15 protein-coding genes are annotated in these 21758 nt (G+C 40.8%); 5 read left to right on the top strand and 10 right to left on the bottom strand.

The features are described 5' to 3' along the window. Window positions 1-20 precede the first annotated feature (20 nt). Both R2S10_RS01425 and R2S10_RS01420 read right to left on the bottom strand, forming a co-directional pair. A complete protein-coding gene (locus R2S10_RS01425; RefSeq protein WP_316838646.1) occupies window positions 21-221 on the bottom strand; it encodes a helix-turn-helix transcriptional regulator in 201 nt (66 codons plus the stop codon). Further along, window positions 211-681 carry a hypothetical protein gene (locus tag R2S10_RS01420; RefSeq protein ID WP_316838645.1) on the bottom strand — a complete coding sequence of 157 codons (471 nt, stop codon included), beginning with the start codon at window positions 679-681 and terminating at the stop codon, window positions 211-213. Before R2S10_RS01420 ends, R2S10_RS01425 begins: the two co-directional genes overlap by 11 nt. 336 nt (window positions 682-1017) lie before the next feature. On the opposite strand from R2S10_RS01420, the gene R2S10_RS01415 reads away from it, so the two are divergent. Next, entirely contained in the window at window positions 1018-1266 is a 249-nt protein-coding gene (locus R2S10_RS01415; protein WP_316838644.1) for a hypothetical protein, read from the top strand. Between the two features lie 171 nt (window positions 1267-1437). Next, entirely contained in the window at window positions 1438-1791 is a 354-nt protein-coding gene (locus R2S10_RS01410; protein WP_316838643.1) for a hypothetical protein, read from the top strand. A 136-nt stretch (window positions 1792-1927) separates the two neighbouring features. On the opposite strand, the gene R2S10_RS01405 is transcribed toward R2S10_RS01410, so the two are convergent. The 5 genes from R2S10_RS01405 to R2S10_RS01385 all read right to left on the bottom strand — a co-directional run bounded on the left by R2S10_RS01405 (window position 1928) and on the right by R2S10_RS01385 (window position 12825). Then, on the bottom strand, window positions 1928-2833 hold the full coding sequence (locus tag R2S10_RS01405; protein ID WP_316838642.1) for an SMP-30/gluconolactonase/LRE family protein: 906 nt from the start codon (window positions 2831-2833) through the stop codon (window positions 1928-1930). Between the two features lie 84 nt (window positions 2834-2917). Then, a complete protein-coding gene (locus tag R2S10_RS01400; RefSeq protein ID WP_316838641.1) occupies window positions 2918-5590 on the bottom strand; it encodes a glycoside hydrolase family 2 TIM barrel-domain containing protein in 2673 nt (890 codons plus the stop codon). A gap of 73 nt (window positions 5591-5663) precedes the next feature. Next, window positions 5664-7538, bottom strand: coding sequence for a RagB/SusD family nutrient uptake outer membrane protein (locus R2S10_RS01395; protein ID WP_316838640.1), 1875 nt, complete (start codon window positions 7536-7538; stop codon window positions 5664-5666). Between the two features lie 12 nt (window positions 7539-7550). After that, window positions 7551-10637, bottom strand: coding sequence for a SusC/RagA family TonB-linked outer membrane protein (locus tag R2S10_RS01390; RefSeq protein WP_316838639.1), 3087 nt, complete (start codon window positions 10635-10637; stop codon window positions 7551-7553). A gap of 304 nt (window positions 10638-10941) precedes the next feature. Continuing rightward, window positions 10942-12825 carry a 7TM diverse intracellular signaling domain-containing protein gene (locus tag R2S10_RS01385; RefSeq protein WP_316838638.1) on the bottom strand — a complete coding sequence of 628 codons (1884 nt, stop codon included), beginning with the start codon at window positions 12823-12825 and terminating at the stop codon, window positions 10942-10944. A gap of 440 nt (window positions 12826-13265) precedes the next feature. Here R2S10_RS01385 and R2S10_RS01380 point away from each other — a divergent pair, with 440 nt between their 5' ends. Next, entirely contained in the window at window positions 13266-14681 is a 1416-nt protein-coding gene (locus R2S10_RS01380; protein WP_316838637.1) for an alanine/glycine:cation symporter family protein, read from the top strand. A gap of 85 nt (window positions 14682-14766) precedes the next feature. Here R2S10_RS01380 and R2S10_RS01375 read toward each other — a convergent pair whose 3' ends face one another. Beyond that, entirely contained in the window at window positions 14767-17271 is a 2505-nt protein-coding gene (locus R2S10_RS01375; RefSeq protein WP_316838636.1) for a glycoside hydrolase family 2 TIM barrel-domain containing protein, read from the bottom strand. A gap of 291 nt (window positions 17272-17562) precedes the next feature. On the opposite strand from R2S10_RS01375, the gene R2S10_RS01370 reads away from it, so the two are divergent. After that, complete coding sequence (locus R2S10_RS01370; RefSeq protein WP_316838635.1) at window positions 17563-20178, top strand: PAS domain S-box protein; 2616 nt, start codon at window positions 17563-17565, stop codon at window positions 20176-20178. Window positions 20179-20186: 8 nt separating this feature from the next. Next, window positions 20187-20543, top strand: a complete 357-nt coding sequence (locus tag R2S10_RS01365) for a PleD family two-component system response regulator (RefSeq protein ID WP_316838634.1) — start codon at window positions 20187-20189, stop codon at window positions 20541-20543. Window positions 20544-20860: 317 nt separating this feature from the next. On the opposite strand, the gene R2S10_RS01360 is transcribed toward R2S10_RS01365, so the two are convergent. Further along, window positions 20861-21235, bottom strand: coding sequence for a hypothetical protein (locus tag R2S10_RS01360; protein ID WP_316838633.1), 375 nt, complete (start codon window positions 21233-21235; stop codon window positions 20861-20863). Between the two features lie 122 nt (window positions 21236-21357). After that, on the bottom strand, window positions 21358-21738 hold the full coding sequence (locus R2S10_RS01355) for a VOC family protein (RefSeq protein WP_316838632.1): 381 nt from the start codon (window positions 21736-21738) through the stop codon (window positions 21358-21360). Window positions 21739-21758 lie beyond the last annotated feature (20 nt).

Raw genomic sequence — 21758 nt, 5'->3', positions numbered from 1 at the left:
TTTTATAAAAGAATCCTATGTTAATCTTCGGGTTCCAATTCAAAGATCTCCTCTACAGGAACGGCAAATATTTTTGCCATTTTTAAGGCCAATACCGTTGATGGCACATATTTTCCGGATTCTATTGTATTGATAGTTTGTCTGGAAACCTGAATCATTTCGCTAAGTTCTGCCTGGGTAATGTTTTTAATTGCCCTCAGGACACGCATATTATTTTTCATCCACTAACCTTTCTCTACTTAAGCTAAATAAACTATAATAGAATTTAGCGATGAATACAATTAATATGGTGAGCATATTGTAGACTGCGAAAGCCATGAATTCTAAGCCATAAACCAATAGATTTGCGGCGATTAAAATCCCAAAAGAAATCAACACTGCCGATTGCCAGGACCTTAATCTGATCAGAGAAATGTATTCGTCTTCATTCTTTTCCTTCGAAAAACAAATCATTAATAAGCCTATCAATATGCCACTTGTAAATACAGCACTTGTCAGGTTGTTATTTGCCCATGAAAAACGCAGCGGATAGCTGGACGTAAAACCAGGGATTTCCAGATTCCCAGTTCCATGTGTTTCTGGGTAAATCATAAAACAATAAACATATAAACCTAAAGACAGTAAGAACAGGATCCAGCCAAATACCTTGTATTTGCTGGGCAATAAAAGATAACTTTTCATGTAGCGTTTTTTTTATAAACATAAGTGATTAATATCAAACAAACAAGACATAAAGTAAAGAATACTTTACTTTATGTCTTGTTTGTTTGTCCTAATTTGAAATATTCATCACTATTTTTCTACCATTAGTTCTATTCTTTTCCAGAATCTGATGGGCATCTGCTACAGATTGCAGGCTGAAATTTTCAATTGCTTTCATTTTATATCCCATTTAATAACCGCAAAACTATCTCTGAAAAGCTTATTTTTGCTATGGGTAAACGGAAGCTCCACAACTGAGCATATTGCGCAATGGGGATTAGATCATAGAATGAAAATCAAGGAGGAAACAAAACGATGAGTAAATATCAGCAGGAATGGAAAAAGATGCTCCAAAAAGAAGCAACATTTGAAGATTGGAAAATCCGCAGTAGTGGTGGCGATTTATTGATTCGTGTACCGGAAGACACAGATATGGATGTACTAAAAATGCAGTTTTCAGACCTCATAGGTCCTTTTGCCCCATTGATTAAATCTCCCCCGACTACCCTAAAATTTTATGTTGGCAATACCGCTGAATCAGATTTCATCTTTACCTTAAATTAGCCACTCCATCCTATCAAATCCCTGAATTGATCCTGGTTTCGCATTTGGACAAGGCTTTAGGCCATGTAAATGCAGGAATGTATCGATTTTGAAATAATTAGGCAAAATAAAATAATCTCAGTATATTGTATTGTAATTCCTCGGCGAAACACCTCAATAAATCAGCGCTTTATGGAATTTACGGGAAACCTAAACCTTAGAAACATGAACCAAACAGATTTTGATTTTTCGCTTAAATACGATCAATTCATTGCTGAATTGAATGCTGCTATGAATTATAGAGATTCCAGAGGATACCTCAGTTTAAAATCGGACACCAGATTAGAGGAGTCTTTTGCCGATTTGTTTACCAACTATTGTGATCAACCCTTAGCAGAAAACCATAAAGGTGCGCTGGACGATGCCACCCTTGCCTATTACTATTTCTGTACATCTACAGGCCGTCACGACCACCTTCAATTACTTGTTCAGAAACTTGGCACGAAGTGCATCAAGAAGTTTGAAAAACGCATTTACAGCAATTAACAAAGAATCAATTTGTCTACAATAATATATGATATACAAAAAACCCCGGTCAGCATTTTCTGCTACCGGGGTTTCCTCATTTATAGGACATCCTTAATACCTATAAGAATTACTTTTAAGAACTAACGTAAGGAGCCTATTCGATTCCCTTAACCTGCATTGGCAAAGTATAGATCGCCTTACGTGCAGTAATGAACAATGTCATTTTATCTTTCCCGGAAAAACAGAGGTTAGTAGGCTCATGAACGAGCTTAATTCTGGCGATCATTTTTCCATTGGTATCGAAGATGAGGACTCCATTGCGGGAGGTCAGGTAAATATTTCCTTTTTCATCCAGTGTCATTCCATCAGAGCCATATTCCATCAGCAATTGTTTTCCAGACAAGTCACCATTTTTTTCAATTGCATAGCGATACGTTTTGCTTGCACCGATGTCTGCGATATACAAATGCTTCCCATCGGCAGTACCAACTATACCATTTGGTCTGACCATTCCATCCGCAACACGTTTTGCCTGTTTAGCCCCTTTTGGAAGATAATACACGTCATTACTCCTCATATCCTTAGCAGTTCTGGTCCAATAATCCCGTTTATAGTAAGGGTCTGTAAAATAGATCCCTCCTTTAGCATTGATCCAAAGGTCGTTTGGACCATTGAATTGCTTTCCTTCATAGTCAGCCAGCAATACCTTTACATCTCCTTTTTTATTTATCGACCATAATTCACCTTTTGCATCTGCACAGGCTACAAGATTTCCTTTCGGATCAAAATAGGTACCATTAGCTCTGCCTGATGGTTCCAGAAATACAGACAACTTCCCATCAGTACTGTATTTCCATATTTTATCATTCGGCTGATCTGTGAAGAATACATTTCCTTGTTTATCGGGAGAGCAGCCTTCTGAAAAACCAAAATCACTGGCGATTAGCTTAAGCTCGTCCTGAACAAACAGTCCGGCTGTACCTGGGTTAATTTCCTGTCCGTAAAGAAAAGAAGAGCAAAATAGAAAAAGGAAGATTAAATTAAGTTTAGGAGTAGTCATAACAAGGATTGGTATAGTTCAAATTAGTATCACTTTGATAAAGGTTCATCAATTACCTGGATAAGGTATGGTTTTATTTGGTTTTTAATATAGCTTTCTTAGTGATAGCGCATTTAAAACCGGTTTTCCTTTAACCAGAATGAAATCCAGGGTAATCCCTTTTCCATCAACCACCTCCAGTCTTATCGTCTTTTGAGCTGCGCTCGTGTAGCCATATTCTTCGACAATATTAAAATCTTCAAGAAAAGTATTACCGTTAACATTCAGGTTAAAAATGCGTTGCTCTGCGATTTCCTTAGCGACATAATTATCCAGATTATAAGCCAAGGCGTCCTTTTGCGCTCCTCCAATGAGTTCTGAGAAATATAGGCTTAACTCATAATATCCATCTGGAACGTCCATTTTATAGGCAGACAATCCTAGTCGCTGGCTTTGATAAATAGGATCCAGATCTGTACCGAGGATATTTTTGTCGGAGCCATAACTGATGCGATTGTTTTCAGGCTTAAAGACTGTTCCTCCAATATAGCCCCATGATCCTTTGCGATAAGGCTGATCCGGCGACCATAAAGTATGGTTTGCCTCCTCCATAAAATAACGCTCCGAGCCCAGCAACACATTTAAGGAGCTAAAGTTGTTGCTTTCCGAGAAAAGGTAAGGCATGAGGGTAAATTCGATACTTGCCTGATCACTAAGTCCGGGATGCGCTGCATTAATCACTTTTAACTCGTTTGTTCCTGCAACAAAAGGAACCTCCCAGGTACAAATACGATCTACAGCATTTTTAACACCCAGGCTCTTTCCATTTAAAAACAACTCCGCATTGTTCAGATTTGTGGCCACCTGGACGGCTTGAACTGCAAAGGATTGAGCTGGCGCTGCTGCAATACCTGTTCTTTCTTTCCAGTTTTTAGAGGCGATACTAAGAAAAGGTTGTTTTAACAAATAGGCCTGATACAAGTAATAAGTATCCTTTGGTTGACGGCCCAGAGTCAACAAACCTTTGTTGTTGATGTGTGGCATTGTCTCTTCTCTGGTTTCAGAACTAAAATCCGCAAGGTTCCAAACCATTCCACCGTTTACAAAAGGACGGCTCAACATTTCATTTAAATACACCTGACTAAATTTAATGGCATACTCTACACTTTTGTCGAATCGTACAGGCTTAAAAGACCTGATCCTTGGATCGGCATCGGCGCCAAATTCAGTAATCAGCAGTGGCTTATCCGGAAGTTCCCGATGGTGCTTATCCAGAAACTGAGCAAAACCATCCAATGATCCGCCATACCAACCCTGGTATAAATTCCAACCAATCACCATAGGGATTTTCGTCAGGCCTACTTTATGGTAACGTTCGAAATCCCCATGTAATGCCATCATGGTATATCTGGAACTGTCTTCTTTACGCGTCAATTCTTCCAGACTTTCGGCCAGTTCACGGATATGTTTAAAATACAAGTCTTGTCGGGCTTTATCCTCCCCAAATTTTGGTCGCAACAATACTTCATTCATATAGGCCCACATCACCACACTGGGATGGTTAAAATTTTGTCGAATCATTTCCCGCTGCATCTGCTTGCTGTTTTCGGTAAAAGCCTCAGTTTCAGTAATCGCATTTACGATTGGGATTTCTACTGAAGCCAGGATGCCTAATCGGTCGCAGGTTTCCAGAATTACCGGATCCTGGGGATAATGGGCGACCCTCAAAAAGTTACCTCCCATTGCTTTCAACAACTCGACATCCCTGATTTGCAAAGCATCTGGCACCGCATTTCCCAATCCTTCATAATCCTGATGGCGACTAGCGCCCATGAGTTTAAGTGGCGTGCCATTTAAGAAAAAGCCTTTTTCTGCATCAAATTTAAACCACCTAAAACCAATGGCATTAGAAACTTCATCAAGAACCTTTGAATCGTGGGCATCTAGGATACTGGAAACCACGCGATATAAAACGGGCGAATCTGGCGACCATAATTCCGGTTTATCAATCTTTGGGAGTTCCATCAGCATCGTCTTTTGCTCCCCTCCTTTTAAGCTGACAACCATTGACTGTTTAGCTACTAATCGCCCCTCCTTGTTATAAAGCGCCGTGTTCAATTTTAGCTTGCGACTTTGATCAGCAGTATTCTTCAAAACACTATTTACAACTACTCTGGCACTTTTGGCAGATACCTGAGGTGTACTGATATAGACACCATCGGCGCCATAATCTCCATTATAAAAATGAACAGGATCGGTTAGCAATAAACCTACCTTTCTATAAATACCACCAAAAAAAGTAAAATCCGCAGTTAGCGGAGCAATATCTTCATTGAAACGGTTTGTCACTTTTACCTTTATTTCATTCTTAAAATTAGCACTAAATTTCAAAAATCTGGTGATCGGAACGATGAATCTGGTATAGCCACCGGCATGTTTACCTGCCAGCTGACCATTTACATACACCTCGGCTTCCTGGTTAACCCCATCAAAATAAAGAGAAAGGACTTTACCCTTCATCGAGACATTGGTTTTCAGTACCCTTTGATACCATCCCGTTCCACGATAATAACCGGGTGTATCGTCCATTACATCTTTTGCATTCCAGGTGTGTGGTAATGTAATTTTCTCCCAGTTATCTGCGGTTTTACTGAAACTCCATTGGTCATTAAAACCGATGTACTGTCGACCGGGCTTACTATTTATGTCTTTAGAAAAAGAAGGATCAGCAAAAAAAACGAGTAGCAATAAAAGGCATAAAGGCTTTAGAAAAGTCATGGGCAATATTTAATCTATTAAAAATCGGTGAAAAGAATGACCAGGCGAAAGCCTTGCCTGGTCATTTTAAATACTATTGATCGAGTGCAGGCACATTGGATTCATATCCACTATACCCTTTATTTTGGTTGATGTGACCTTGGGTATTGAACCTTTGGGCACTTGCTGGAACCGGCCATAATACATGGTAAGCTGCAATCCTGTAATTCACCCCTTGAAGGGTTCTCACATTATTCTTGTAGAAATCATTTTTCTCCATAATCCGGTCATAGAAGAAATTCTGATCAGAAAAAGCGGTCAGGTTATACGTTTTTCCATTATAAGCTGGCTTGCCTGTCATTGCAAAAATGTAGGAAATTCTGGTCAGCTCCGTCTTTCTTGGCTCTTCCCAGAATAATTCCCTGGCCCGCTCATCGAGAATAGTGCCTATGTTGATTTTGCTGATATCCGTTAATAGTGGCGCATTTGCTCTTGCCCTAACCACATTGATATCGTTCATGGCCAGGCCAAGATCGCCTTTCCAATAATAGGCTTCTGCTCTTAACAAATAAGTCTCTGCCAATCTAAACACATACCAATCGGTATTGGTACCACGTGGTGGCGACCAATATGGATCGTTGGCCAGGGCATTTGTAGAGTTAATGAACACCTTGTAATGCGGCCATCCAAACCAATGACGAATGGTATCTAAGGCTCCATTCTGAAAAACCGTTGCAATATTCGCATCTGTATACTGCTGTAAAGGTTTTCCATATAGATCTTTATCAGCCTGGAGTTTTGATGTTTTCAATGCCGGATTGTTATACACCAGGTCGGTCATATCCATCCACATCCCCTTTGCATGCCTATAATCGGTTTGGTCTGTCCAGATGTATTTTGTGCTGTATGGGGTACCGCGATACCTGCCAATTCCACGACCATACATCTTAGTTAGTGGGATTTCGGCGGTTACTGCATCTGTGATCGCTTGTATTCCTGATCCCGATGGGGAACGCAGGTTTGCAAAATGCCAGGCGGGTACCGTATTCCGCATTAATTGTGATCCATTTGGTGTGAAACCCTGAAATGCTTCCCTATCGATCACTAAGAACAAAGCTTCTTTATTGGTGGAGATGGCCTTGTTGTCCATTCTATGTAAATCCCATACCACATTTTTAGTTGCATCAGCGGCGGTGCTACCAAATCTGGTGGTCATCATGCCATATTTACCTCCGCCAATTACATTCGTTGCAGCAGCAATTGCATCATCAAATTTACCCAGGGCAAGGTTCACTTTCGTCAGTAAATGACTAACGGCACCCTTGGTCACCTCTCCTTTATTCACATTATCTGTTACCCAGGTTTGCGCAAACTCCAGGTCGGTTTTCATCTTAGCCAGGATCACTTCTCTTTTTGTGGAGTAGAAGTCCGCGCGTGGGGCATCAAGATCATTCAACAACAAAGGCACATCACCAAACTGGTGTACCAATCTATAATAGTAATAAGCACGGAAGAAGTAGGCTGAACCTAAAATCGCGTTCTTTTCCGCTTCTGAGGCATATTTCGGCACATCAATACGGCTAATGATGGTATTTGCCTGACGAATCGCGGTAAAGGAATTGTCCCAATACCAACCTACTTTATTAAAATCATCATTATTGAGATTTGCATCCGGAGTAATCCGGGTGACCAAATCCTGAGCGGGAGTACTTTTATCGGTCGTCCCATCTACTGCTACATCAGAGAAAAGAGATTCTGTTAACATAGGCGCAGAATCGCCAAAGTACTCTCTACGTAGAATCAGGGCTACACCATTTAACGCGGCACGCATGGCATTCGGATTATCCAGGTTTTCCGGAGAATAACTGGACAGCTGATTTGCATCCAGGTAACTTTTCTTACATCCGGTATCTGCTACCAGTAAAGCAGCAGTACACAATAGGAATATTGCTTTATTTATCTTTTTCATATTGCTAAAATCTTATAAGGAAACATTTAAGCCCAGGGTATAATATCTGGGTGTCGGACCATTGTTTTCAGGATCCCAGTAATTCCAGTCGCGGGTATATACAGCGGCATTGTTTACGTTGGCATATATCTTTGCATTTTTAACACGCAACTTGCTTAGTAAATTTTGTGGAACGGTATAGGCCAATGCGACAGAATTTAAGCGGATAAAGGAATTGTCATGAAAAACGTTAAAACTTGTCCCACTGGTTCCTGAACCCAATCTTGCATAGTCGTTAATTGGATTTTCCGGCGTCCAGTAAGGCAACACATAAGAGTTCTGACGGGAGAAACCGACACTTCCTGGCTGATTTTTAGCGGAATTATATTCCTTTTTCTGTCCCCAGTTAGACAATAACTGGAAAGAGAAATCAAAGTTTCCGAAAATATTGAACTCATTCCTTAGCGCAAAAATAAAGCGTGGGCTTCTGTAGCCTAAAAATTGTTTATCCGCATCACTGTAGCTATAATCGCCATTCACATCTTCCAGCTTAAAATCACCGGGTTTAATTGCTCCTTTGGTATATTTCGCGGCTTCTTCCATTTCATTTGCCTGCCAAATGCCAAGCACTTTATAGTCCCAGATGATATCAATATCTTTTCCTATAAACCAGCCATTTCCAGGATCATCGGCAGGTAACGCCAGGCTTACGATCTTATTCCTTGAAAAGGAGAAGTTGAAATTCGTATTCCATTTGATTTTGCCATCGGTGATGTTTCTGGTGGATAAACTAAGGTCCATTCCTTTGTTACTAATCTCTGCAACATTGGAATACACATAACTATAGCCTGTTACATTTGGCAAGGTTTGTTTGACGAGTAAATGGTTGGTTTTCTTATCATAGAAATCTACGGAGCCCGTGATTCTGTCTTTCAATACCGAGAAATCCAATCCGATATTGAATGCTTTAGTTTGTTCCCATTGCAAGTTTGCATTCTGCATTTTTGAGGTGATGGCCAGCGTATTTACCGTTGAGGCGGTTCCACTTCCATCTACAGTCTGGTATTTATCGCTACCCAAAATGGCTAGTGCAGCATATGGATCAACGGTATTGTTGTCCGGATTTCTCAGGTCTCTGTTTCCATTGATTCCATAGGAAACGCGCAATTTACCGAAGTCTAACCAGGTTAATGATTTCAGGAATGACTCTTCCGTAAAGACCCAGGCGAAGGCTGCTGCAGGGAAAGTTGCTCTTTTATAATTGACCCCGAAAACAGAATATCCGTCTCTGCGAACAGATAGCGTCAGGTTATAGCGTTGCATTAGGCTATAATTTAACCTGGCCATTAAAGCATCGCCGGTATAGATCTTATCTTCGGAATTTACGACTGGCTTGATCCCTGTAGAAAGGTTATGGTAGCCCAAAACATCACTCGGCACAAAGCCTTCATTACCCGCTTGTGTCCACCAGGTTTGATATTTTTCCGCATTTGCGAGGAGGGTCACATCGAAATTATGTATATCTGCAATGGTTTTATTCCATTTCAGCAAATGATCAATTTGCCAGTTGTAACGGGTTTCATTTGATCTGGTTACAGAACCACCTGGCGTGGTTACATTTGGATTCTTTGAAGAATTGTGGTCAAAGGTGCGGTACATGTCTACCCCCGGACTAAAGTTTAGCTGATAGGTAATACCAAAAGGCAGTTTAATCCTGGTATATACACTTGCGAACAAGGTGTTTTGCTTGTTCATTCTGCTGTTATAGGTCATGTTCAGGAACGGATTTCTGGCATTCAAACCATTGTCGTCTGTTGGAATCCTTCTTAAAGTACCATCTGGATTGTACATATCGCCATAAGGGGAAAGGTTGATCAATTGATCCCAATTGGCTTCAATAGCCCCCTCATCACGGTCTGCATATTGGGCATTGATTCCGATGGTCATGAATTTTGCGGCCTGACCTTCGAGGTTTAAACGTGCCCTGACCGTGCTGAATTCACCACCTTTGATCAGGTTTTCATTGTTCTGATAGCCCAAAGACATATAATAACTGATTTCATTCTTTTTCCCGCTCATACTCAAAGTATGGTCCTGACGGAGTCCGGTTCTGAAAATTTCATCGTACCAGTCTACCGTTTTACCAGCTGCATAATTGGCTTTTTCATTGGCCACCAAACCTAATCTGCCCAACCATACCCCCACAAGGTCTGTGGGAACAGGATCTGTTGGTTTCAAGTTCAGCCATTGCTCCATCGTTACGCCGGCAGGAAGGTTTCTTGGATCATTATACAAATAAGGGGCCGTAGCTCCTCCACTCCTCATCACATCTGCTCTCCAGTTCAGAAAGGCTTCGCCAGTATAAGGGCGCATATTTTGGGCCAGCGTAGCCATCCCAACATTCGTATTAAAGGTGATGGTAGGTTGATCTCCACGACCTTTTTTAGTGGTAATTGCCACTACTCCAGTGGCTGCTTTAGCACCATACACCGCCAATGAACTCGCATCCTTCAATACATCCACTGTTTCAATATCATTCGGATTAATGTCTGAAAGCTGTCCATTATAGATTACCCCATCCAATACAATCAATGGCGAACTTCCTGCGGTTAAAGTAGATTTACCTCTTACTAGTAAGTCGCCACCACCTTTAGCACTGGTGCTTAGACCTACAGAAAGTCCGGCAATATTACCTTTAAGAATATCGGCCACACTCTGGGGGTTTTCATTTTCCAGCTGCGTTGCTTTGATACTGGAAATTGCGCCTGTAGCATCTTTTCTGGTCGTTGTGCCATAGCCAATCACCACTACCTCTGATAAGCCCTGAGCTTCCTCTTGCAGGCTTACATCGATCTGATTGCGGTTGTTTACCGGGACTTCAACTGTCGTATAGCCGATAGCGGAAAACTGTAAGGTGGCATTCCCGGGAACCGTTATGGAATACTGCCCCTCTGTTCCTGTAGAGGACCCTGTTTTAGAATTTTTAAGTTTTACGGATACCCCAGGCATTGGCGTTCCTTGTTTGTCCTTCACTACTCCTTTTACTGTACGGTCCTGTGCATAGGCAAATACATAGCTGGTTAGAAAGAACACCATTAGAAGTGTAATTCTTTTTTTCATTTTAGCTTGGTTTGGTTTATAAATGGTTTGCTAAAACTAGGTTAACAAAACCATAACAACAAGCAAAAATTACAGTAACTAACTGTAAAACAATATATTACAAAACATCATGATACGGTTCAAACGCAATCATAAAAACAGATTTTCGTTGATTATCACGCAATTAGCTCAGATCATAAAACGGGCACTGATACGCTAAAAAAACATTAAAAAAAATACAAGAAAAAATCATCCAGATCACGATTAAGACTGATTTTCTTAAAAACCCAGATGATTTATAGGATGAAAATTAAAGAGAATGGGGCTATGCTGTTGGTTTTTCGGCAAATGAGGTCGACTCAAAGATCAGTTTACTCCAGCCCGCTTCTCCTGCATTCTTAAGTTCTTTACTTCTTTCCTCCAGGAGCTTTTGCATTTTACTGTTATAGGCCCAGCAGGTACTTTGTCTGATCAGCAATAATTGAGATAATTTATGAGAGGAGATTTTACCCTTGGTAGAATAAACCAGGAAGAGCATGTAAAATGCTTTATTGATAGGAATCCTACTATTTTGAAAGATGGTATGTGCGATCACAGACTCATCATAGCCACATTTGGTACACCTGCGACTAAAAGGTAGGAAACCGGCTAGATACTGCGTGTTCTGACATTTCTTACAGCCATAGCCATCGATCCATTTGAGTTCTGAAAGGTATTTAAAGCAGGTTTCCCTGTCAGGATAGATTTTACTGAATTCTTCGAAATCAACATCAAGGGACATCACCCTTGCCCGGCTCACCTTTTTGATGTTTTCATGTAGCTCCTGGTTATCCTTTTCCAGCATTGCATTCATCAGGGAGATTTCTTCATTCTGCTTCTCAATCGTTGCCGCCTTCTGACTGACTTCCTTAGTACGCTCATCAACAAGGGATGTGAGTTCCTTATTTAAAGTTTCTTTTAGTTTCTCATTGATTTGCAGCTGTTCAATCATTCTCTTTTGAGCCCTATCCTTTTTCTGTCTTAAACCCCTGATATTATCACCAATTGCAAAAGAAACCAGCAGCATCTCTATTACAAAACAGAAACTCAGACTGTAATGGGTAATTGGGCCGTAAGGCAACCAGGAGACATTGAGGAGGACTAAACCTTTAATAACGAAACCTAATAACAGAAAAGAATAGCCAATCACAAAGAACCGGGCTGGTTTAAAGCCATTCTTCCAGATATAGATCCCTGAACCCAGGGCGATCAATAAAGGCACAACCTCTACTAACTTATAGGTAAACAAATGATGGTCATACAGACAAGCGATAAAAAACAATGTTCTTAGCAAAATAACGGCGATGATCGTCTGATAAAGCCCTGGAGCTTTACTCTTTAAATACAAGAAGTTCAAGGTAAAAAGTAAGCCAAACAAACTGCTTAAATACAAGGCTACTCCATATCCATATTGATTCCAGATCGGATGATTTGGCCATAAATATTGAAATGCAATCCCATCAACACAGGTTTCGTATAAGCCAATGCTTAGGTTATACAACACATAGTACAAATACTGTTTTTGCCTGATGGCGATGAACATCAGCAGGTTATAAAAACTAAAAACGATGATCATTCCATAGAAAAGACCGAAAAACATATACTCTTCCGTTGCATAATGAACAAACCAGCGCATATTTCTAAGCACAATGATCACACTTGCCGATTGCGAGGACTTTATTCTTACGTAAAAGGTCTCCTCCCGCTCTTTGGAATTATCGAGGTTAAGGAGGAAGTTCTTATGCGCATATTCCCGTTCATCGAATTTATATTTTGCGCCAAATCTAAAATGCTGGTATTTATGATCTCCAATAGCCCTGTACAAATCGATGTTGTCTATCGTCTGATCAAAAAACTCAAGTACCCAGTTTTCCTTTGATTGAGGTGTAAATTTGATCTTTATCTTAAACCAGTAGGTGGAGTTGAGGCTGAAAATCTTTGGCGTATATATCGCATTTTTTCTGAATTGATGGTTATGGTCTGCTTTGATCACCTCCTGAATCTTTAATGCTCCTGAGGTATCTTTCATGAATTCAACTTCCCCGTAATTGAAAATGTGATGGGGTACTTTGTCGTCAATTTTCACCGTAACCTGAGCCTGACTGTTAAATTGTGAAAAGCTCAGTACAAAAAAGCTGAAGGAGAAAAGAATCCGAAAAATGTTCATCATATAAATTACAGCATGGCGTAATCAATTCATAGCCCATGAAGCGAATTGACAACGATTAGATTTTTTGCTGTAATGATAGGAAAAATTCCAATGGAATAGAATTTAAATCAAGTGTTCGTATTTGGATTAGGGCCATCTTTTTTTACTTAAAAGTCCTCTCTTTTTTTTTAAAATCTCGAGTTGTCAACACAGACAAAAAGAAAGTTATTATCGTACAGCCATTTGATATTTACCTAAAAAATGGCTGTAAAACATATTAAATATTAATTTAAACCCTCACAATAACCAATAAAAGCAAAATATTGGCAACAAAAACATCAAGAACGCAGCTTACGATTACCACTTAATCTTTTGAAAAGGGCAGTATTTAAAGAATAAAATAGCGACGGATTTCATTTTGATCACCTTTATTTTAATAATTTCTGCTATTTTACGCCCTTATGGAAGAAATTATTACCAAGATAAACGACCTGGTCTGGAGTAACGCACTGATTATATTGTGTATGGGCACGGGCATCTATTTTTCTGTTGTGACGCGATTTGTGCAGTTACGATATATCAAAGAGATGGTTGGGCTCCTATTTGGAGGACAAAGTTCAGCAAAAGGGGTTAGCTCTTTTCAAGCATTTGCGATTGCAATTTCGGGACGTATCGGCACAGGAAATATTGCCGGAGTGGCAACAGCTATTGCAATGGGTGGTCCCGGTGCAGTATTCTGGATGTGGCTGATTGCCTTTTTAGGAAGTGCTTCTGCTTTTATTGAAGCTACTCTGGGTCAGATTTACAAACAAGTTAACAATGGACAATATCGTGGAGGCCCTGCCTTCTATATAGAAAAAGGATTGGGCATGAAATGGTACGCCGTGGTATTTGCTATCGCTACCATCATGAGTACCGCTCTTTTTTTACCGGGTGTTCAAAGTAATAGTATTGCATTGAGCATGCACAATGCCTTCCAGGTTCCTGTTGCCTATACTGGTGCAGGAGTGGCTATTTTACTTGGATTAATCATTTTTGGTGGTGTAAAACGGATCGGCAGAGTTGCAGAGATCGTGGTACCTTTTATGGCTGGCGCATACATCCTGATGGCCATCATCATTATGTTCCTACACATTCAGGAAATCCCTTCGGTTATTATGTTGATCGTAAAATCAGCATTCAAACTGGAACCCGCTTTTGCAGGTGTATTTGGTATGGCAGTAGCCTGGGGTGTAAAACGTGGGATTTATTCGAATGAAGCGGGTCAGGGAACAGCACCACATGCGGCGGCAGCTGCAGAGGTGAGTCACCCGGTGAAACAAGGTTTGGTACAAGCTTTTTCGGTATACGTGGATACCCTATTCGTATGTACTGCAACGGCTTTTATGATTCTCTTTACCGGAAAATACAACGTCATTAATCCCGAAGGAGGGTTCCTTGTAGAGAACTTACCGGGGGCTAAAATCGGTGCAGAATACACTCAATACGCAGTAAATTCCCATTTCCCTTCCATGGGTAGTGGCTTTGTTGCCGTATCGTTACTATTTTTTGCTTTCACTACCATTATGGCTTACTACTACATTGCTGAAACCAACCTCAGCTATCTGGACAAGAAAGGCCGAAAATGGGCACTGTGGGCTTTAAGAATCCTGATCCTTGCTGCTACATTCTATGGATCTATTAAAACTGCGGAAGCCGCCTGGACACTGGGCGACATAGGTGTTGGTGTGATGGCCTGGTTAAATGTAATTGCCATCATCTTACTAAGAAAACCTGCCTTAAAAGCATTTAAAGACTACCAGCAACAACGTAAAGCGGGTAAAGACCCAGTATTTGATGCTAAAGCATTAGGCATAGAAAATACTCAGGAATGGTAACATGCTAAGCATAAAAAAAGCTGCCTGGAACAAATTCCAGGCAGCTTTTTTTTATTTCATCGATTTCTAAGATGAATAAATGATTTTACTTCTTCACTTCAATTTTCAGTACTGTAGATTTTAGCCCCTTCGCAGCAGCTTCAAAATAAATCACTCCTTGCTTTTCATCTGATTTCACAATTGCCGTCAGTTGTCCGCTAAAGGCTTTCATTTTAGGCGCCTGAAAAGATTCCAGACTGGCACTGTTTCCGTTTGCTACGGCATGGAATGTCCCAACACCCTTAGCTTTAAAGGTAATTTCTCTGGTATCTTCCGAGCATAGATTTCCGTCCTTATCGACTACGCTTACCAGTACAAAAGAAAGGTCTTTACCATTTGCAGCTAAGGATGTACGGTCTGCTTTCAGCTCCAGATGGTGAGGTTTTCCGGCAGTATGGATTTCTTTTTCTTCCATTGCATTTCCTTTGGCATCATAAGCAATCACCTTAACCGTTCCAGGTTCATACTTCGTGTCCATCCACATTAAGCGGTATCTTTTCTGACGGTCAAAATCGGCTAAAGACTTCTTATCACCGGTGTTATGCACAGTAAAGCTGGTATCCTTTGTTTTCTTCCCCTGACTTTTACCATTGATAAACAATTCGGCTGTCGGGTAATTGGTGTAGACAAAAACCGGTGTAGTTTGACCTACCCTATCCTTGAAATTCCAGTTTGGAAGAATATGAAGCGTGTTGGCTGCATTATTCCAATGACTTCTATATAAGTAAAAACGGTCTTTAGGAATCCCTGCGAGGTCTACAATTCCGAACAAGGAACTGTGACTCGGCCAATTCGTATAATAAGGCGTTGGCTCTCCGAGGTAATCAAAACCTGTCCATACAAACTCACCAATGGCATAAGGCAGGTCCTCATGCTGGATAAAATTATCTTCCGGCAGGTCAGACCAGCCGCAATGTTCTACGTCATAAGAAGAGACCTGAAGGTCTTCATATATTGGCATGGCGCGTCTGGTTACAGGGAACTTATAAATCCCTCTTGAGCTAATAGTAGAGGCAGTTTCTGTACCCAGAATAATTTGTTGTGGTAATTTTTTATAAGCTTCCGGATAGGCAAAAGGGCGATAATTAAAGCCTGCCACCTGCATCGTTGCTGCGAAATTGTTGTTGATCACCGATCCTGGCTGATCCATTCCCTGGGTTACAAAACGGGTAGGATCTTCACGGAAACAGATGTCCTGAAGAAATTTGGCCGTTTTAGCAGCACCAACCATTCCTTGCTCAGGAACCTCATTTCCAATACACCACATCACTACACTTGGATTATTCCTATAATGATGGATCAGGTTTACCATATCTTTTTCTGCCCATTGGTCAAAAAACTTATTGTAACCGTTCTTCTGTTTCGGTTCCTTCCATTCGTCAAATGTTTCTGCCATGAGCATCATTCCCATCTCATCACAAGCCTTCACGAATTCCGGAGCTGGCATATTATGAGAAGTCCGGATGGCATTTACCCCCATATCTTTCATGATGCGTATCTGCCTTCTAATGGCCGCATCATTTACTGCCGCACCTAATGGTCCCAGGTCATGGTGTAAACAAACCCCTTTAAACTGTGTTCTTTTCCCGTTCAGGAAAAAGCCTTTGTTAGGAATGATTTCTATAGAGCGGATTCCAAAAGTTGTGGTATACTCATCTCTTAATTCATTTCCTTCATATAATTTAGAAACCGCGGTATATAGAATGGGCTTCTCCGTGTCCCAAAGCTCTGGCTTTAAAACCAGTAACTCCTGATTGAAAGTACCCTGATCGTATTTAGTTAATGTTGTTTTTGTATTGGCAATCACCTTACCACTGGCATCTTTGATTTCTGTAGACAACTGAAAATGATTTGCTTCAATCTGACCTGCCCCTGCCAGTTTAGTTTTTATATTGACTTTAGCAAAATCCTGATTAATCACCGGGGTAGTTAACTGCGTTCCCCAAACAGGAATATGTGCCGCTTCTGTTACTACCACATGTACATTTCGATATAATCCAGCACCGGGATACCATCTGGAAGATTCGGGAAAATTCTCCAACCTTACCGCCAGGGTATTTTCCTGCCCAGGCTGCAAAAACTCCGTGATGTCAAAATGAAAGGTATTGTAACCATAAGGCCAGAAGCCTACCTTTTTACCATTTATATACACCGTTGCATTGCTCATTGCGCCATCAAAGATGATGCTTGCTCTTTTTCCGGTATTAAAAGCTGGTACTTTGAACTTATTCCGATACCAGCCTACACCAACAAATGGGAGGCCACCGGTACGTCCGGCATGCTCAGAAGCTTCTTTCTGCCCATCTTGAGCGATTGCGACATGTTGTTTGTCATTATTCGGACTAAAAGGACCATAAATTGCCCAATCGTGGGGTACAGTTACATTTTGCCATTTACTGTCATTGTATTTAACGGTGGTAAAATCCACCTGATCGGCTCTGGTAAATTTCCAATCCTTTTCGAGTAACAATTCGGTCCTCATCTGAGCGATAACCGATCCGTAGCCCATACTTAAACATAGTAAAGCAACAGCAAAATAATTCTTTTTCATATCAATATTTGAAGGTTCAACATTGCGATATGCTCAATTTTTAGATTTAGATATCAGCATATCAAGGCTAAATATATGTTAAAACACGCTCATCTCGCCCTTCGGACAGCATAAAGCAAATTCAAAAAATCTCATTGATAGTTAAAATCAGACAGTTTACGGCAGTATAAATCACCTATAAGTTGTTAAGTACACTCGGTAAGTATAGTCTACCCTCTTGCTCTATTCTTGAAATTGCTGTATTTAAGCACAACAAATAAAGTATCTTAGAGATCTTATTTAAAGCCCTGAATGAATTCAGAAAACAATTTACAACAATTTAACGCGCTGATTGATGCCTACCCTACTGCCACAGCCATTTACCATAGTAGAAATATCATTATAACTGCCGCAAATCAGGAAATGCTGAACTTATGGGGGAAAGACCATTCGGTGATTGGCAAAGAAATGGGAGAAGCCATCCCAGAACTCAAAACTCAACCTTTTATCGGACTGCTACAACAAGTTTATGATACTGGCATCACCTATCAGGGGGAACAAGAACAAGCCGATCTGGTGATAGATGGGCAGCTGAAATCTTCTTTTTTCAACTTCACTTACAAAGCGATCAAAGACAACCAGGGTAAGACCCTGGCCATTATTCATACTGCAATTGATGTAACTGAGCTACTGCTCGCCAAAAAAATAATTTCGGAGACGGAAGAACGCCTAAGCTTTGCGCTGGAATCGGCGGAGATTGGAACATGGGAAATGAACCCAATGAACGAAATTGTGTTTTGGGACAAAAGGTGCCAGGAGATTTTCGGATTTGATACGCATCGCGAAATTCCTTATCAGGCGGTGTTCAGTTGTATTCATCCTGAGGACCAGCAAAAAGTAGCACAGCGCGTGCAGGCCGCAATTAATCCAAAACAACCTCAACCTTATGATTTACGCTATCGTACCATCAGTGAAACAAAAGGGATATTAAGATGGGTTCATTGCAAGGGAAAGGCCTATTTCAACCAACATGGAGAAGTTTATCGCTTTTCCGGAACCGCAATGGATATTACAAAAGAAGTGACTTCCAGCTTAAGTGAACAGCAATTACTCTCTTTAATCAAACACAATGCCGACCATATGTCTATTGCAGATATGGAAGGTCGATTGATCTACATGAACCAATCGGGCAGAAAACTACTGGGGGTTCCTGATGGCACAGATATCTGTACCATGACTGCCGCCGACTTCTACAGTCCCGAGGAGCTAAACCGTGTTCAAAACACGCTTATTCCGCAAATCACAGAAGAAAACGGTTGGCAAGGCCTCATCCATTTACGCAACTACAGCAGCAAACAGGAAATCCCTTGTGAGGTGAACTACATCCTGATCAAAGATCCATTTTCAGGCACTGTTATTGGAAGAGGCGCCACAGCAAGGGATTTACGCCCGGAAATCAAGGCTAAAGCAGAGCTGAAAAGACTCGCCACCATCGTAGATATCTCTGAAGATTTCTGTAATTATTGTGATCTTGATGGCAATACGATTTACATCAATGAAGCCGGCGGTAAATTAATTGGCATTGACCCTGATCATATCGATGGTGCCAACATGTACAAATACCACAGTGCCATTTCTGCTGATGAGATACGCAAAACTATCATTCCGGAACTCTATACCGCTGGAAAATGGTCAGGAAGACTGGATCTCGTACATCAGGTTACGGGAGAAATCATTCCGATTCATAAGCAGTTATTTATCATCCGCCAGGAACTCAGCAACAAGCCTATAGCCATTGCTGGAATCGCCCGCGACTTAAGAGCAGAATTGAACGCAAAAAAAGCGGTAGATAAAAAAACGGAAGAGCTGCAGCAGGCCATTAAGGAAATGGAATTCCTGGCCAATACCGTCCCAGCAGTAGTTTGGACAGCACAGCCGAATGGTTTACTGGATTATATTAACGAACGTTGGCATGAACGCAGCGATGTCAGCATTGCGGATTCCCTTGGAAAAGCATGGACAAAACTGATGCATCCTGAAGACTTAAAGATGGTATTGGAGCGATGGAAATCGAGCCTGGAAACAGGTAATCCTTACCAAACGGAATTCCGTATGATGGACAAATACGGTAATTATCGCTGGTGGCTAGTCAGGGCTTTAGCACTAAAAGACGCAAAGGATAAAATCATTAAATGGTACGGAACCAATACCGACATCACTGATCAAAAAGAACTGGAAAGGCAAAAGGACAATTTCCTTGCAGTCGCCAGTCATGAGTTAAAAACCCCCGTTACCAGTATTAAAGCCTATGCGCAGGTATTGGAGATGATGTTAAATCGTGCCGGAGACACCAAAAACGCGCTATTAATGTCGAAAATGGATGGGCAGATCAACAGGCTCAACAGTTTAATCGGAGATTTATTAGATGTAACAAAGATCAATTCCGGTAGGCTCGAATTTGACAATATCCCCTTTGATTTTAACCAGATGATGCTGGAAATTATTGAGGATATGCAACTCACTTCCGGCAGTCATCAAATCAACCATCAACTCTCTTTTCAGCGCATGGTTACGGGAGATCGGGAAAGGATTGCACAAGTAGTGATCAATTTGATCACCAATGCAATTAAATATTCTCCGGATGCAAACCGAATCATCATCTATACAGAAGACCATGATACTGAAGTTCAGCTCTGTGTGCAGGATTTTGGAATTGGACTAACCAGAGATAAAATGGACCGGGTATTTGAGCAATTTTATCGCGTGAGCGGCACTAAAGAACACACTTTCCCTGGCCTGGGGCTAGGACTTTATATTTCTTCGGAAATTATTAAACAACTTGGCGGAAAGATCTGGGTAAATTCTGTGATTGGAAAAGGTTCTACTTTTTGCTTTTCCATTCCATTAATCAGGCCCAATCATTCCTAATTACAATCATGAAAAATATATTTATAGCGGATGATGATGCCGCAATTGTAGATGCGACCAGCATGATGCTGGAATTAATGGGTTATCAAATAAAATCGACTTTAAAGGGATCCGAGGTATTGACTGCCATGGAATCTGTTCCTGATCTTTTATTACTCGATATCTGGCTATCGGGAGTAGATGGAAGGGACATTTGCAAACAGCTTAAATCCGATCCGAAGACAAAAAACCTACCTATCCTGATGATCTCTGCAAGCAGGGAGATTAAAGCTTCGGCATTAGCCAGTGGGGCTGATGATTTCCTGGCTAAGCCTTTTGATATGCAATCTTTGCTAAAGAAAATAGAAAATCTGGTCAGCCAATAACCGGCATTCCTTATTTCTGATATTGTTCGTCCGTTACCAATGCCATGCATTTAACGGATGAACAATTTTCCTTTTCCTGAACGCTGACATGACTCATCGCTGTGGTAGCAGTTGCCCCATGCCAATGTTTTTCGCGACTACCAAGGTCTGACCGTTTGGATGGCTATTCCAGGATGTTCTGATTTTCGAAAAGCAAGCAAATATAATTTTCCTTTCTCTTTCAGATAAATGGAGTGCTTACATTACCGTAATTGGTATAAAAAGTACAAAAAAAAAGCCCACCATTAAGGCGGGCTTATCAAATATTTCAGAATTTCTTACCTGGTGCAATTTGCAGTCCAGGTGGCTCCATCCTTGCTTACTAACATTTTAAGGGTGCTGGCATCAATCTTAATACCTGTTAACCCATTTCCAACACTTACATAACTATTGTCTCCGGATTTCTCGAATTTCACACCTGTGATATCAGGAATGTTATTACCGAAGAAGAAATTATAAGTCTCTCCTACTTTACTTACCGTAATTTTCCCATCGGAGCTGGTAATTACGCCACCATCTTTTGAGTAAGAAACATCACCTTTATAGGTACCCACAAATAAATCCGTAGAAGCTGGATCTTTGTCTTTCTTACAGGCGATCATAATCGTCGTAGCGATTAAAAGTAAACTGAAAATTCTAATTGCTTTTTTCATAATTTGATGTGTTTATTGTAACACATCAGTTACAAAGCCCGTGCCAACATCTGTTTCCAAGCCTCTTTACCACTGCCTTGTCGAGCCCTAAAAAGCCGGTTTTTTGCTATAAAAAAGCACAATTAATTATTTTCTATGATAGAAAGGATATTCCCTGCCGGATCTTTAAACCAGGCAATTACAGGACCTTCTCCACGAAAGATTCCCTTTTCATCTGTTTTAAAATCTGCTTCATTATAATGTTCAAACTGTACTCCTTTTTTTATTAATACATCTACTGCTTCTTCCACATTAGGGACGGGAAAATTTAAAATAGTGAAGGTTGCAGGCTCATGATTGGACTTGGGATAGATCACTATAGGGGTAGATCCTGTGACATGCAGTTCCAATATCCCCATGGGATCATCTGTTAATTCCAAACCCAATATTCCTCCATAAAACGTTCTTGCTCTATCCAGGTCATCGACCGAAAATGAGCTAAATGATTTTGAATTTCTTAACATGGCTTATTGTTTTTATAATT

The organism is Pedobacter gandavensis (assembly GCF_032678745.1).
Taxonomy (GTDB): domain Bacteria; phylum Bacteroidota; class Bacteroidia; order Sphingobacteriales; family Sphingobacteriaceae; genus Pedobacter; species Pedobacter gandavensis_C.
Note: the sequence above shows the minus strand (reverse complement) of the source record. Positions and strands in the feature narration are given on the sequence as shown.

What these genes read in the sequence shown, in the direction of transcription:
- R2S10_RS01425 (WP_316838646.1), bottom strand. Translation starts at nt 221, where the DNA reads ATGAAAAATAATATGCGTGTCCTGAGGGCAATTAAAAACATTACCCAG.
- R2S10_RS01420 (WP_316838645.1), bottom strand. Translation starts at nt 681, where the DNA reads ATGAAAAGTTATCTTTTATTGCCCAGCAAATACAAGGTATTTGGCTGG.
- R2S10_RS01415 (WP_316838644.1), top strand. Translation starts at nt 1,018, where the DNA reads ATGAGTAAATATCAGCAGGAATGGAAAAAGATGCTCCAAAAAGAAGCA.
- R2S10_RS01410 (WP_316838643.1), top strand. Translation starts at nt 1,438, where the DNA reads ATGGAATTTACGGGAAACCTAAACCTTAGAAACATGAACCAAACAGAT.
- R2S10_RS01405 (WP_316838642.1), bottom strand. Translation starts at nt 2,833, where the DNA reads ATGACTACTCCTAAACTTAATTTAATCTTCCTTTTTCTATTTTGCTCT.
- R2S10_RS01400 (WP_316838641.1), bottom strand. Translation starts at nt 5,590, where the DNA reads ATGACTTTTCTAAAGCCTTTATGCCTTTTATTGCTACTCGTTTTTTTT.
- R2S10_RS01395 (WP_316838640.1), bottom strand. Translation starts at nt 7,538, where the DNA reads ATGAAAAAGATAAATAAAGCAATATTCCTATTGTGTACTGCTGCTTTA.
- R2S10_RS01390 (WP_316838639.1), bottom strand. Translation starts at nt 10,637, where the DNA reads ATGAAAAAAAGAATTACACTTCTAATGGTGTTCTTTCTAACCAGCTAT.
- R2S10_RS01385 (WP_316838638.1), bottom strand. Translation starts at nt 12,825, where the DNA reads ATGATGAACATTTTTCGGATTCTTTTCTCCTTCAGCTTTTTTGTACTG.
- R2S10_RS01380 (WP_316838637.1), top strand. Translation starts at nt 13,266, where the DNA reads ATGGAAGAAATTATTACCAAGATAAACGACCTGGTCTGGAGTAACGCA.
- R2S10_RS01375 (WP_316838636.1), bottom strand. Translation starts at nt 17,271, where the DNA reads ATGAAAAAGAATTATTTTGCTGTTGCTTTACTATGTTTAAGTATGGGC.
- R2S10_RS01370 (WP_316838635.1), top strand. Translation starts at nt 17,563, where the DNA reads ATGAATTCAGAAAACAATTTACAACAATTTAACGCGCTGATTGATGCC.
- R2S10_RS01365 (WP_316838634.1), top strand. Translation starts at nt 20,187, where the DNA reads ATGAAAAATATATTTATAGCGGATGATGATGCCGCAATTGTAGATGCG.
- R2S10_RS01360 (WP_316838633.1), bottom strand. Translation starts at nt 21,235, where the DNA reads ATGAAAAAAGCAATTAGAATTTTCAGTTTACTTTTAATCGCTACGACG.
- R2S10_RS01355 (WP_316838632.1), bottom strand. Translation starts at nt 21,738, where the DNA reads ATGTTAAGAAATTCAAAATCATTTAGCTCATTTTCGGTCGATGACCTG.